This window comes from Gemmatimonadaceae bacterium (genome assembly GCA_019752115.1).
Classification (GTDB): domain Bacteria; phylum Gemmatimonadota; class Gemmatimonadetes; order Gemmatimonadales; family Gemmatimonadaceae; genus Gemmatimonas.
The window spans coordinates 61,233-74,266 of the sequence record JAIEMN010000001.1 but is presented as its reverse complement, the minus strand read 5'-3'; the positions used below and the strand labels follow the sequence as shown (position 1 = coordinate 74,266).

At 68.3% G+C, this 13,034-nt stretch carries 13 protein-coding genes; 2 read left to right on the top strand and 11 right to left on the bottom strand.

Going from position 1 to position 13,034, the window contains the following annotated elements; genetic code table 11:
- The 6 genes from K2R93_00345 to murA form a co-directional block, all read right to left on the bottom strand.
- Nucleotides 1-243: hypothetical protein (locus K2R93_00345; GenBank protein ID MBY0488261.1), on the bottom strand; the 243-nt coding region annotated here is incomplete at its 3' end.
- Between the two features lie 33 nt (nucleotides 244-276).
- Entirely contained in the window at nucleotides 277-651 is a 375-nt protein-coding gene (locus K2R93_00340; GenBank protein ID MBY0488260.1) for a ribosomal L7Ae/L30e/S12e/Gadd45 family protein, read from the bottom strand.
- Nucleotides 648-1,955, bottom strand: coding sequence for a transcription termination factor NusA (gene nusA, locus K2R93_00335; GenBank protein ID MBY0488259.1), 1,308 nt, complete (start codon nucleotides 1,953-1,955; stop codon nucleotides 648-650). Before nusA ends, K2R93_00340 begins: the two co-directional genes overlap by 4 nt.
- A gap of 10 nt (nucleotides 1,956-1,965) precedes the next feature.
- Entirely contained in the window at nucleotides 1,966-2,532 is a 567-nt protein-coding gene (locus tag K2R93_00330) for a ribosome maturation factor RimP (GenBank protein MBY0488258.1), read from the bottom strand.
- Between the two features lie 89 nt (nucleotides 2,533-2,621).
- Nucleotides 2,622-3,341 (bottom strand): polyphenol oxidase family protein, encoded by a 720-nt coding sequence (locus K2R93_00325; GenBank protein MBY0488257.1) that lies wholly within the window; start codon nucleotides 3,339-3,341, stop codon nucleotides 2,622-2,624.
- A 10-nt stretch (nucleotides 3,342-3,351) separates the two neighbouring features.
- A complete protein-coding gene (gene murA / locus K2R93_00320) occupies nucleotides 3,352-4,647 on the bottom strand; it encodes a UDP-N-acetylglucosamine 1-carboxyvinyltransferase (GenBank protein MBY0488256.1) in 1,296 nt (431 codons plus the stop codon).
- Between the two features lie 93 nt (nucleotides 4,648-4,740).
- Here murA and K2R93_00315 point away from each other — a divergent pair, with 93 nt between their 5' ends.
- Together K2R93_00315 and K2R93_00310 are read left to right on the top strand one after the other, a co-directional pair.
- Entirely contained in the window at nucleotides 4,741-5,355 is a 615-nt protein-coding gene (locus K2R93_00315; GenBank protein ID MBY0488255.1) for a hypothetical protein, read from the top strand.
- Nucleotides 5,339-6,283 carry a zinc dependent phospholipase C family protein gene (locus K2R93_00310; GenBank protein ID MBY0488254.1) on the top strand — a complete coding sequence of 315 codons (945 nt, stop codon included), beginning with the start codon at nucleotides 5,339-5,341 and terminating at the stop codon, nucleotides 6,281-6,283. The genes K2R93_00315 and K2R93_00310 overlap by 17 nt, the downstream gene beginning before the upstream one ends.
- On the opposite strand, the gene gatB is transcribed toward K2R93_00310, so the two are convergent.
- The 5 genes from gatB to K2R93_00285 are packed head-to-tail and all read right to left on the bottom strand — an operon-like array spanning nucleotide 6,269 to nucleotide 13,032.
- Complete coding sequence (gene gatB, locus K2R93_00305; protein MBY0488253.1) at nucleotides 6,269-7,711, bottom strand: Asp-tRNA(Asn)/Glu-tRNA(Gln) amidotransferase subunit GatB; 1,443 nt, start codon at nucleotides 7,709-7,711, stop codon at nucleotides 6,269-6,271. The genes K2R93_00310 and gatB overlap by 15 nt on opposite strands.
- Nucleotides 7,708-9,099 (bottom strand): Asp-tRNA(Asn)/Glu-tRNA(Gln) amidotransferase subunit GatA, encoded by a 1,392-nt coding sequence (gene gatA / locus K2R93_00300; protein ID MBY0488252.1) that lies wholly within the window; start codon nucleotides 9,097-9,099, stop codon nucleotides 7,708-7,710. The genes gatB and gatA overlap by 4 nt, the downstream gene beginning before the upstream one ends.
- The gene (gene gatC / locus K2R93_00295) at nucleotides 9,096-9,407 is read right to left on the bottom strand and encodes an Asp-tRNA(Asn)/Glu-tRNA(Gln) amidotransferase subunit GatC (GenBank protein ID MBY0488251.1); all 312 of its coding nucleotides are present in this window, start codon (nucleotides 9,405-9,407) and stop codon (nucleotides 9,096-9,098) included. The genes gatA and gatC overlap by 4 nt, the downstream gene beginning before the upstream one ends.
- Nucleotides 9,407-11,884, bottom strand: a complete 2,478-nt coding sequence (locus K2R93_00290; GenBank protein MBY0488250.1) for a UvrD-helicase domain-containing protein — start codon at nucleotides 11,882-11,884, stop codon at nucleotides 9,407-9,409. Before K2R93_00290 ends, gatC begins: the two co-directional genes overlap by 1 nt.
- Nucleotides 11,881-13,032 carry a HAMP domain-containing histidine kinase gene (locus tag K2R93_00285; GenBank protein ID MBY0488249.1) on the bottom strand — a complete coding sequence of 384 codons (1,152 nt, stop codon included), beginning with the start codon at nucleotides 13,030-13,032 and terminating at the stop codon, nucleotides 11,881-11,883. Before K2R93_00285 ends, K2R93_00290 begins: the two co-directional genes overlap by 4 nt.
- Nucleotides 13,033-13,034 lie beyond the last annotated feature (2 nt).

Here is a 13,034-nt window from a genome sequence, read left to right as displayed (position 1 = left end):
CCAGCGTGTCAGCCGACATGGAGCCAGCACCTCACGTCGTGCGTCGATCCGACGGCGGCGAGCGGCGGCCGGCGGCTGCGGCGCAGCCTTTTCGGCACGCGCACGCTTCTCGCGTTCCCAGCGGGCGCGAATTCGGGATACCTGATCGTCGGTCAGCAGCGACAAATGGCTGCGAACCGGCACGTCCATCTGGCGCAGCAGCGCGATCACCTCGTCCGCCGAGATGCCGAACTCACCCGCCATGTCATGCACACGAAGCTTGCTCAACCCGTCCTCCTACCGCGAAACGCGCGTCGCGTCGCCTGCCGGGAGTGCCCCGGCTACGGCGCCACGTATCCCGTGCGCCAGCGCTTGATCTACGATCCCGATCGCCGCCGTGGATTCCCGCCCCACGGCACCGCCCAGCTCGGCCGCACTCGGCCACTCCATCATCTCCACACGCCGGGCCGTGAGGACCGGCACCACCTTGTCCAGCGAGTGTCGCGACACATCCTGCGCCACGATGGCCAGCTGAACCTTGCCCTTCTGCACCGCGAGGCGCACCTGCTCCACGCCAATCACCACCAGCCGCCCGCGGGCGCCCAATCCGACGAGGCCGAGCACCTTGCGACGCACGGCATCGGAGAGCGCCCCGGGGGCCGACTCACTCACGCCTGATCCGCGCCATCATCCTCGGTCGTCAGCTCGTCGATGATGGCCATGATGCGGTCTGCTTCCTCGGGCGCGATGCCCGGCAGGCGCAACAGGTCGTCGCGATCGAGATCGAGGATGTCGTTGAGGGTGCGATACCCGGCTTCGGCGAGCACGGCGACCGTAGCGGTCTCGAGCCCGTCGATTTCATTGAGCGGCACATCGGCTTCAGCCTCTTCGGGCAGCGGGGCGAAGAGGGGCGATTCGCCGCCCTTCTCCATCCACTCGCGGCTCGAGTAGAGATCGATCTTCCACCCGGTCAGCTCAGACGCCAGCCGTACGTTCTGCCCGTTGCGGCCGATGGCCAGCGAGAGCTGGTCTTCGTCCACGACGGCCTGAATGGTGCGGGAGATCGCATCGGAGAAGACGCGCGCGACGCGGGCCGGCGCGAGCGCCAGCTTGGCGAAGCGCTCCGGATCGGGGCTCCACGGCACGATGTCGATACGCTCGCCACCGAGCTCGTTCACGACGGCCTGCACGCGGGCGCCCTTGAGGCCGACGCAGGCGCCGACCGGATCGACGGCGTCGTCGCGCGACGTGACGGCAATCTTGGTACGGCTGCCGACTTCGCGGGCCGCCGCCTTGATCTCGACGATGCCCGACTGGATCTCGGGGACCTCGAGCTTGAAGAGCGCCTGCACGAAGAGGGCGTCGGACCGGCTCAGAATGAGCCGCGGCCCCTTGGGGGTGTCTTCCACGCGCTTGAGGACCGCGCGCACCGGCTCACCCTGGTGATAGTGCTCGCGATGGTTCTGCTCGCGATACGGAATGATCGCTTCCGCCTCGCGGAACTTGTTGAGCATGACGACCAGCTTGCCGCGCTCGATCTGCTGCACCTCGCCGGAGAGGAGATCACCCACACGCCCGGCGAATTCATCGCGGATGCGGGTGCGCTCGCCTTCGCGGACGCGCTGAATGATGCGCTGCTTGGCCGCCTGCACGGCCGTGCGCCCGAACTCGAGGAAGTCGACGGGAATTTCCATCACGTCGCCGACCTGGAACTCGGGATCCATGAAGCGCGCCTCTTCGACGGTCACTTCGCGTGACTCGTCGGTGACCTCGTCCACGACGGTCTTGAGCAGCACGATGCGGATCTCGCCCTTGGCTTCGTCGATCTCGACTTCCGCCTGGACGTTCGCGCCGTGCTTCTTCGCCAGGGCGGCATGGATGCCGTCCTGGAGAAGCATGTGCAGCTCCTCGCGCGTGATCTGCTTCAGATTCGACAGCTCACGAAGCGCCGTGAGGATTTCCGCCGATCCGGCCATCAGGACTCCCCTATCGTTTCCAGTGAAACGCCAATCGCGCCTGCGTGACGTCGGCAAGAGGCACGGCGACTTCCCGGCCCTTCCCGTCCCGCACGAGCGCGACCTCGGCGCCTTCCTCACCATTGAGGGCGAGGATCTCGACTTCCTGTTTGCCACCAGCCAGCAGCCCGCTCGTCACGACGGCATGCCGGCCCACGAACCGGCGCCAGTCTGCCGCGTGCCGCAGCGGGCGATCTGCCCCCGGCGACGACACTTCCAATACATACTGCTCACCAACCATCGCACCGGCCTCGAGGCGCGCCTCCAGGGCACGCGAGACCTGTGCACAGTCGTCGATGGTGACCTTTTCCCCGTCGCGCCGATCGATCCGGAGCTCGAGGACCGGGCGAGCCCGCGAGCCCCCGCGCTTCAGCTCGACCAGATCAAACCCGATCAGGTCAAGTTCTTTGGCGACAAAGGCTTCGATTGACTCACCCACCAGCAGGTCTCCCGTACGGTTTTCTTCATGCCAGCCCGCCGACGGCCGCCGGATTGCGCCGGAATCAGCCCCCAGAGAACAAAAAAGTGTGGGGGCCATCCCCACACTTCTTCCTGCCGCGTGAAGCGGCCGAGGTCACGAAGAGGTTCCTTCTCAGTCTTGCAACCTAGGCCCCAAACACAAGCTGGTCAAGAGGATGCCAGCGCGATCACGCCCAACTGACGCCCCGGATCGCCCGCCCGATGACTGTAAAATCGGTCATTATGACACCGGGTACACCATGCGCTGATCGTGATCTCTGGGACCCCCAGCCGCTGTGCCTGTTCCGCCAGGACGGCGCGGACATCGAGATACCCCTTCCCCTGGGCTGGACGGCCGGTCACCGCCTCCAGCACTTCTGGCCCCACTTCGTAGCAGGGGCCGCAGATGGAGGGGCCGAGGTGCACCACGCATTCGTGAGCCGGGAATCCGAGCTGGGCGAAGAGCCCGACGCCCACCCGAAGAATCTGCGCCGCGGTCCCGCGCCACCCGGCGTGCAGCGCCGCGACCGCACCGGCGGGGTGCGCCAGCAGGACCGGGGTGCAGTCGGCCACCGTCACCGCGAGCGCCGTCCCCGGCACCGTCGTGACGTGCCCGTCCACGCCGTGCCCCCGGAGCCAGCCGCGCCAGCCATCCGCGTGCACGGTGACGTCGGCCCCATGGATCTGATGGGCGGAGGCCAATCGCTCCACGCCGAGGGTCCGCAGATCGGCCTGGAGCGCCGACCACCGCCCAACGACCGCCTCCACCGGCTCGGTCGACCCCAACCCGAAGGAGCCATTGGCCCGGGTCGTCGTCCACCCGGACACGCCGGCCGGCAGCCCGGGGACGGGCTCGGCCTGGGCAAGCAGCGGCAGCGCACCGGTCATCCCCAGCTCCTCAGCGGGCGCTCAGTTCCACGCGCTTGATGCGCGCCCCCAGCGCCCCGAGTCGCTGCTCGATCCGCTCGTAGCCGCGTTCGATCTGCTGCGCGTTGTTGATGGTGCTCGTGCCCTCGGCGCAGAGCGCTGCCAGCAGCATCGCCATACCGGCCCGGATGTCCGGGCTTTCGACGGTACCACCGCGCAGACGCGTCGGGCCGCTCACGATGGCGCGATGCGGATCGCAGAGCACGATGCGGGCACCCATGCCGACCAGCTTGTCGGTGAAGTAGAGGCGCGACTCGAACATCTTTTCGAAGAAGAGGATCATCCCCTCGCACTGCGTGGCCGTCACAATGGCGATCGACATCACGTCAGCGGGGAACGCCGGCCAGGGCTGATCTTCGAGCTTGGGCACGTGGCCGCCGAGATCGCTCTGAATGCGCCGTGACTGTTCAGCGGGGATCACGAGATCATCGCCGTCGATCTCGCAGCTGATGCCGAGCCGCTCGAAGCCCATCAGCGTGCTGCGCAGATGCTCGACCCCGGCGCGCTCGATGCGCAGCGCCGACCGTGTCACCGCAGCGAGGCCGATGAACGAGCCCACTTCGATGTGATCGGGCCCGATCTCATGGGTCGCGCCGCCGAGCGGCAGCCCGCCTTCGATCGTGTATACGTTCGAACCGATCCCCTCGATGCGCGCGCCGAGGGCGACAAGGAAGTTCGCCAGATCCTGCACATGGGGCTCACTGGCCGCGTTGCGCAGTACCGTGCGCCCCTTGGCGGCAACGGCCGCCATGAGCGCGTTCTCCGTGGCCGTAACGCTCGGCTCATCGAGGAAGACGTCGGCCCCGGTCAGCTGGCGCGCATCGAAGCGGAAGCGCTCACCGAGCTCGTAGGTGGCGCCCATGGCTTGGAGGACATGGAAGTGCGTATCGAGCCGACGCCGACCAATGACGTCGCCGCCCGGCGGCGACAGCGTGACCGTGCCGCACCGGGCGAGGAGCGGGGCCGCCAGCAGGATGGACGCCCGGATCCGCGCACAGAGGACCGGGTCGAGATCCGCGGCCTGGACGTCCCGCGCGTGAATGCGCAGCTCGTTGGTCCCCGTCCACTCGCACGACGCGCCGGTCGTGCGCACCAGCTCGACGAGCGTCTCGATGTCGCGAATGCGCGGGACGTTGCGCAGCTGCACCGGTTGATCGGTGAGCAGGGCGGCGGCCACGATGGGCAACGCGGCATTCTTGTTGCCAGCCGGACGGATGGATCCGTGCAGGCGCTGGCCTCCCTCGACGACGAACTGAACGGCGGACATGCGATGCGGGCTGAGTTAAGGTGCGGTCAGGCTTGGAAGCTTAGTCGCCCGATGGCATGGACACGAGCCTGACGAACCCTTAGATCACCCCACATGGCCCTCGCGAGTCCTCTGGCGTCCCTGCTCCTGCAGGCGGCCACCCGTCCGGACACGATCATCGCCCGCACGATCCCCGAGCGCGGGCTGCTCGAGTGGACCAACGGGATTCTGCAGCTGATCGTGCTGGTGCTGGCGGTGGCGGCGATGATCGCGCTCATCCTGCTCTTCACCGCCATGCGCGCGGGGATCCGCCGGCTGACCGACACCGCCGACCGCCTCGCCGCCGACGCCAAACCGATGCTCGACCAGGCCAACGCCATGGTCGGCGATGCCCGCTCCATGGTGCAGACGGTCCGTCGCGATGTGGAGCGCCTGAGCGATGGCGTGGGCGCCGTGTCGGACCAGCTGCTCGATGCCGCCGAGACCACCGCCCAGCGGGTGGACGAAGTGAATGCCGTGCTCGATGTGCTGCAGGACGAGCTCGAGGACACGGTGCTCACGACGGCGGCGGCGGTGCGCGGCGTACGGGTGGGCGCACAGGCGCTCGCCGCGGGGCTGCTGGGAGTGCGACGCGGGGTGCGGCGCCGCCGACGGCGCGAACGGCCCCGCCCCGACGGGGCTGACGATCGGTTGGACGATCCCGCCGCGGCGGATGACGTCACCGACTGACGCTCGCCGATGGCCGTGGTGGCTGTCGCTCCTGACGGCCTGCGTGGGTGTCGTGCTGCTGCCCCGCAGCGCATGGGCGTGGACGCCCGGCACCCATGTGTTCCTCGGTGAAGCGATCCTGCGCCACCTGACGCTGCTGCCCGGGCAGATCGCGGAGCTGTTGGCGGCCTTTCCCGCCGACTTTCTCTACGGCTCCATTGCGGCCGACACCAGCATTGCCAAGAAGTACGCCGAAGTGGGCCGCCATTGTCATTCGTGGCGCGTCGGCCTCGAGATTCACGACGACGCCGAGCCGCCGCATTTGCGTGCGTTCGCGCTCGGCTATCTCTCGCATCTCGCCGCCGATGTCGTGGCGCACAACTTCTACGTGCCCCGGCAGCTCGCGGTCACGTCCAGTACGACGGCGCTCGGGCACAGCTACTGGGAAAGCCGCATCGATACGCACCTCGGGGAACCGTGGCCACGCAAGGCGCGTGAGCTGCTCTTTCTCGATCACTCGGCGGCCGACCAGCATCTCGATCGCATTCTGAGCCCGACGTTGTTCGGCACACCGACCAATCGCCGCATCTTCCGCGGCATGGTGTACGTGACGGACACCGAGTCGTGGCAGCGCATCTTCCAGCTCATCTCGGAAAACAGTCGCTGGGACCTGAGCGACGCCGAAGTGGGCCGGTATCTCGCGCGCTCCTTCGACTACATCGTGGACCTGTTTCAGCAGTGGGATCGCAGTGAGCCGTTCCGCTTCGATCCCTCAGGCGATGAGCCGCTGCGTCAGGCCAAGAAGGTGCGCCGCACCGCCCGTCGCCAGGGCGGCGATGTGCGTGCGGCGCTCGAGGCCGATCGGATGTTCGGTATGCCGAGCACGCCGCTCACCCACGCGGCCTCGCTCGACACCCCGCTGTTCCTGCCGCGCCTACCCCGCGCGTGATGCGAGCAACTGATTGACCTTCTTGGGGTCCGCCGCGCCGCCCGACTTCTTCATCACCAGGCCCACCAGCACGCCCTGCAGCTTCTTCTCGCCGCCCAGAAAGCGGGCGGCTTCGGCGGGGTGCTCCGCCAGGACCGCCTCGATCCACTGGATCAGGGCACTGTCATCCTTCACCTGCAGCAGGCCGGCCCGCTTGGCCAGCTCCAGCGGCTCGGCGTCTTCCTGCTCGAGCATCGTGAAGAGCTGACGCGCGGCGGTGTTCGAGACGTCCCCCGCGGCCTCGAGCTTGATGAGCGCGCCAAGGCGCGCCACGCTCACGGGGTGGGCCTCGAGGGCCACGCCGCTCGCGTTCACCGCCGCGAGCACGGTACCGAGCAGCCAGTTCGCCGCCCGTCGCGGATCGCCACTCGCGGCCACCATGGCCTCGTAACGATCGGCCAGCGCCCGCGACGCCACGAGCTGCTCGATCTCCGCGTCGCCCAGGCCGTACTGGGACGCAAAGCGCGCGCGCTTGGCGTTCGGCAGCTCCGGAAGTGCCGCCTGCTGCGCCGCGATGTACGCAGGGGTGAGCCGCAGCGGCGGCAGGTCGGGTTCCGGGAAATAGCGATAATCGTGGCTGCCTTCCTTGCTGCGCGCCGGGCGCACCTGATTGCGCTTGTCATCGTACAGCATGGTCTGCTGCTCGATGGTGCCACCCGCCTCCAGCACCGCGACCTGACGCGCAAACTCGATCTCCACCGCCTTCTCGACCGCCGAGAACGAATTCACGTTCTTGATCTCGGTCTTGGTGCCAAGCGTCTCGCTGCCGTGCGGCCGGATCGAGATGTTCACGTCCACGCGCAACGACCCTTCTTCCATGTTCGCGTCGGACACCTCGGCGTACTCGAGAATCTGCTTCATGCGTCGCGCGTACGCGCCGGCCTCGGCGGCCGAGCGAATATCCGGCTCGGAGACGATTTCGACGAGCGGAGTCCCGGCCCGATTGAGATCGATGGCCGACCAGTCGGCGAAGCGATCGTGCACCGACTTGCCGGCGTCCTCTTCCATGTGCACCCGATGCACGCGAATCGCGTGCGGCGTGCCATCGGGGCGCGTGCCGATCACGACCTGCCCATCGGTCGCGAGCGGGCGATCGAACTGCGAGATCTGATAGCCCTTGGGGAGATCGGGATAGAAGTAGTTCTTGCGCGCGAAGACCGAGGCCTCGTGCACCGTGCACCCCAGCGCAAGCGAGGCGCGGGTCGCCAACTCGACCGCATGGGCGTTGAGCACCGGCAGCGCGCCGGGGAGCCCGAGGCAGACCGGGCACGTGTTGGCATTGGGGGCGTCACCGAACGAGGTGGCGCACCCGCAGAAGATCTTGCTGCGCGTCTTGAGCTGGCAATGCACTTCGAGCCCGATCACCAGCTCCCAGGTGGTTGCGCTCACTGGTGCGCCTCCGCGCCGAGAGCCTGTTCGAGGGCGGCGGCCACCCGCAACATGGTCGGTTCGGCGAAGTGGGGCGCCATGAGCTGCCCGCCCACCGGCAGGCCATCGAGTCGCCCGATCGGGAGCGACATGGCGGGAATACCGGCCAGGTTCGCGGTGACGGTGAAGATGTCGCTCAGGTACATCTCGTAGGGATCGGAGACCTCCCCGATGCGAAAGGCCGGCGAGGGCGCGGTCGGTGTGAACAACACATCCACGCCGCTGGCAAAGACCTCCGCGAACTCCTGCGTGATGAGCGAGCGGACGGCCTGCGCGCGGCGATAGTACGCGTCGTAGTAGCCCGCGCTCAAGACATAGGTGCCCAACAGAATGCGGCGGGTGACCTCGCTGCCAAAGCCGTGCGAACGCGTCGCCTCGTACATGCTGCGGAGGTCGTGGCCGTGCCCGCGCACGCCGTATCGCACGCCATCGTAGCGCGCGAGATTGCTCGACGCCTCCGCCGGCGCGAGGATGTAGTAGACGGGGATGGCGAAGTCGGTGCTGGGGAGCGAGACCTCGCGGACTTCCGCCCCCAGCGCCCGATAGTGATCGAGCGCCCGTTCGCACTGGGCGGCGATGCGCGCATCGAGTGAGGCAGGGAAATACTCGACGGGCTTGCCGATCACGAGCCCAGCGAGCGGGCGGTCGCCCTCGAGGCGCGGTTGCATGGCCGGCACATCGCGATTGGCGCTGGTGCTGTCGAACGGATCGTGCCCGGCAATCACCTCGAGCCCGAGCGCCGCTTCGGCCACGGTCGCGCCAAACACGCCCACGTGATCGAGCGACGACGCGTACGCCACGAGCCCGTAGCGACTCACGCGACCGTAGGTCGGCTTGATGCCGACGATCCCGCAGAATGCCGCCGGCTGCCGCACCGAGCCACCGGTTTCGGAACCGAGCGCGATGCGCACGACCCCACTCGCCACCGCGACGGCGGACCCGCCACTCGAGCCCCCGGGAACGCGCGTGGGGTCGATCGGATTCCGCGTGGGGCCGTAGGCGCTGTTCTCGGTGGACGACCCCATCGCGAATTCATCGAGATTGGTCTTGCCGATGATGACCGCACCGGCCTCACGGAGCTTGCGCACCGCCGTGGCCTCGAATGGACTGACGTACCCTTCGAGCACCCGCGAGCCGCAGGTCGTGGGCAATCCATGCGTCGCGAGATTGTCCTTCACCGCCACCGGTACGCCCGCGAGCGGGCCCACTGCCGCGGTGCGCCCCGCCGCGTGTTCGCCGGTGCGATCGACGGCCAGGAAGGCGTTCAGCCCATCGGGGCCGGCCTGCACGGCGTCGTACCGCGCCCACGCATCGGCCAGCGTGTGGCGCGCGAGATGCTCGAGGCTCACGCGTCCTCCGAGGCGCCAAGGTCGCCGTGCGTGGCCAGGCGGGGCACGAGGAAGAACCCATCGCGGGCGGCCGGGGCGAACGCCTCGCGGGCTCGCGCGAGGGGCATGGGGGCGCTGGCGTCGTCTCGCAGCGGTGCGGCGGCATCGGGCGGCGTCAGCGGGACTCCGCTGATGTCCACGCGCTGGAGCACATCCATGTGCCCCAGAATGCCGTTCAACTCACGCACCAGTGCTGGCAGGTGGGCTTCGTCGAGCCCAAGCCGCGCCAGGGCGGCGACGTGACGCACATCATCCGGCGTAACCGACATCAGTCCCATCCTCGTTCAAGCTTCGCCTGCGCCAAGACCAGCGTCTTGCGCCCGATCTCTTCATCATCGAAATCGATGCGCACCTTGAGGTCGCGCCCGCTCCCGGTGAGTTCGGCGATGGTGCCGGTGCCGAACTTCGCGTGCTTCACGCGCTCGCCCGGACGGAACGCTGGCGCATCCTGCGACTCGTCCTCCGGCGATGGCACCTCCTCGCGCCGGTTCGGCTTGCTGAAGCCGCCCACCGGAGCCTTGCCGAAGGGGATATCGCGACCGGCACTGCTGCCGTAACCCGCCGAACCGTAGTTGCCGGCAGGACGCTTGCCGGCGCTGCCAGCACCGCCGCCGGTGCGACTCCCGCCGCTCCACGAGCTCTTGCCCCAGCTGCTGTCATCGTCGCGACGGCTTCCGTAGCCACCGCCGTAGCCGCCGCCATACCCACCACCGAAGGCCCCGCGCCCCTCAGCCTTCGCGCGCGCCGTTTTGCCCCGTTCGGCGAGCGACGGCAGGATGCCCTTCAGGAACCGCGACGGCATCGAGATCATGAGTTCGCCATTGCGGCGACGCTGCTCGGCGCTGGTGATGTAGAGCTTCTCTTCGGCGCGCGTGATCCCCACGTAAAAGAGGCGGCGCTCTTCCTCGAGCTGACTCGGATCTTCGGAGGCGCGCATGAGCGGAAAGAGCCCGTCTTCGAGACCGGAGACGAACACCAGCGGGAACTCAAGCCCCTTGGCGTTGTGCATGGTCATGCAGACCACCGCATCGGCGTTGGGGTCGAGCTTGTCGACGCCGGCGACGAGCGTGGACGACTGCAGGAAGTGATCGAGGGGCGTCAGCCCCACTTCACCGCCTTCATCCGCCACCACTTCGGCGGCGCCGGCGATCATTTCGCGCACGTTCTCGAGGCGTTCAATGCCTTCCGGTCCTTCCGCGCGCAGATGCTCGGCGTAGCGCGTGGCTTCGACGAGATCGCGCAACAGCTCGTCCACCGCGGCGTCGACGGCGGCGGTCCGCAGGCGCTGCACGAGCCCCACGAAATCGCCGAGCGCCGTGCGGGCGGCGGGGCGCATCTCGGCCAGCACGTCGGTGCGGGAGGCCATGGTGAGCATCGACTGCCCCTCAGCCTGCGCGCGCTCGGCCAGCAGCGCGATCGTAGCCTCGCCAAGGCCGCGCTTCGGGACGTTTACCGCCCGACGGAACGCCTCATCGTCGGCCGGATTGGCGACGAGCTTGAGGTAGGCCATGAGATCGCGGATTTCCCGGCGATCGTAGAAGCGCACCGCGCCGACGAGCCGATACGGGATGTTGCGGCGACGGAAGGCATCTTCGATGGCGCGCGACTGCGCATTGGTGCGATAGAGCACCGCACAGTCACGCCGCGCGAGATCGGACTTGGCGAGACACGTGAGGATCGTGTCGGCGATGAAATCGGCTTCGTCGCGCTCGTCGAGCGCCTCGACGATAGTGACCGGTTCTCCCGCGGGGCGCGTGGCGCGGAGCGTCTTGCCGCGCCGCTCGGTGTTTTCGGCGATGACCGCATTGGCCAACGCCAGCACGTTCGGCGTGGAGCGATAGTTCTCCTCGAGGCGCACGATACGGGCCCCGGGGAAATCGCGCTCGAAATCGAGGATGTTGCGGATGTCGGCACCGCGCCAGCCGTAGATCGACTGGTCGTCGTCACCGACCACCATGACGTTGCGGTACATCCCGCCCATCAGCTGCACGAAGCGATACTGTGCCGCGTTGGTATCCTGATACTCGTCCACCAGGATGTAGCGGAAGCGCCGCTGATAGTGTCCGCGCAGATGCTCGTCGGTCTCGAGCGCGCGCACCGGCAGCACGAGCAGATCGTCGAACGTGACGGCGTTGGCTTGCTGCAGGGCCTGCTCGAGATCGGTGTAGACGCCGGCCACGGCCGTCGCGAAGGTATCGCGCGCGGTCCGGGCGTACTCCGACGGACTCACCAGGGCATTCTTCGCGCTCGAGATCGCACTCCACACGGCCTTCGGCGCGAACTGCGTGGTGGAGAGCCGCCGACGCTCCATGACGCGCTTCACGGCGCCCAGCGTGTCGTCTTCATCGTAGATCGTGAAGTTCTGCTCGCGCCCGACAATGGGCGCCGCGCCGCGCAGCAGACGCGCGCCGAGGGCGTGGAAGGTGCCGCACCACATGCCCTTGGGCTCGTGCCCGAGGAACTTGGCGATGCGCTCCTTCATCTCGCCGGCGGCCTTGTTGGTGAAGGTCACCGCCAGCACTTCATGCGGCGCGACGCCGCGATCGCCAATCAGGCGCGCGATGCGCGTCGTGAGCACCCGCGTCTTGCCGGAGCCGGCGCCGGCGAGCACGAGCGCCGGCCCCTCATCGTGCATGACGGCTTCGCGCTGCCCCGGATTGAGGCCACGCGTCAGCGAATCCACATCGAGCGCCGGCTTTGCTGGCACGGCGTCGAACAACGAACCTGCCCATCCCATCGAAGTCATCCGTGCAAGATAACGTCGAAGGCCGCCCCCCGGTCGGTGTCGGCGAGCACGAGCTTGCCGTTGTGATTCTCTTCCACGATGCGGCGGGCGAGGGAGAGGCCGATGCCCCAGCCGCGGTCCTTGGTCGTGAAGCCGGCGTCGAAGATGCGCTTGCGCAGCTGACGCGGGACGCCGGGGCCATCGTCCTGCACCCGGACGCGGACGCCGCCTTCCGGCATGGGGGTCGCACTGACCACGACTTCGCCGCTACGGCCGCCGAGCGCGTCGATGGCGTTCTTGATCAGGACCTCGAGGACCCATTCGAGCAGCACCTGATCGCCCCGCACCATCAGCGGGCCTTCGGGGTGCACGGCGCGAATGGTCACCGTCCGCGCCAGTGTCGGCGCGCGCGCCGCGAAGTAGGCGGCGAGGCGATCGACGAGGGCGGCCGTGTCCACCTGTTCATCGCGCGGCGGGCGGCCGATGCGCTCGAACCGGTGCGACACGCGCTCGAGGCGCGCCAGGTCCTGCCCCATGGCCTCGACGGCCCGCTGCGACGAGCCACCGGTCACGGTGTCACCAAGCAGTTCGAGCCAGCCGGCCATCGCCGAGAGCGGCGTCCCGAGTTGGTGCGCGGCTTCGCGCGCCATGCCGGCCCAGACCTTTTCCCGTTCGGCACGCCCGCGTTCCACGAGGGCGTACACGCCGAAGCCGACCAGCAGGAGGATCCCCGCGGCCTGGAGCAGCGGGATGTAGCGCAACTGGGTGACGATGGCGCTATCGCCCAGATGAATGGCCCCGACCGGTGGCTGCTCGATGGGGGGATTGGCGCGATCCATCCGCTCCACAAACTCGCGGAGCCGCGCCGAATCGGCTTCAACGTCGGGCGGCAAATTGGCGGTGGTGGTCACTCGCCCCGATGAGTCGGTCACGACGAGCGGCAGGCCGGAGCTCCGAACCTGCCCCGCCAGTTCCAGGAGCACCGCGCTCGGGTCGGCGGTGGTACTGGTGTCCTGCAGCGCCTCGAAGAGGCGGACATACAGGCGCCCCTGCACCGCGGCGGCGCGGCGGAGTTCGCGCACCACCTGCTGGGTGTACGCGACGTACCAGGTGAGGACACCCAGGACGCCCAGCACCATCACGAACACCGGCCAACGGCGACGTCGCATGG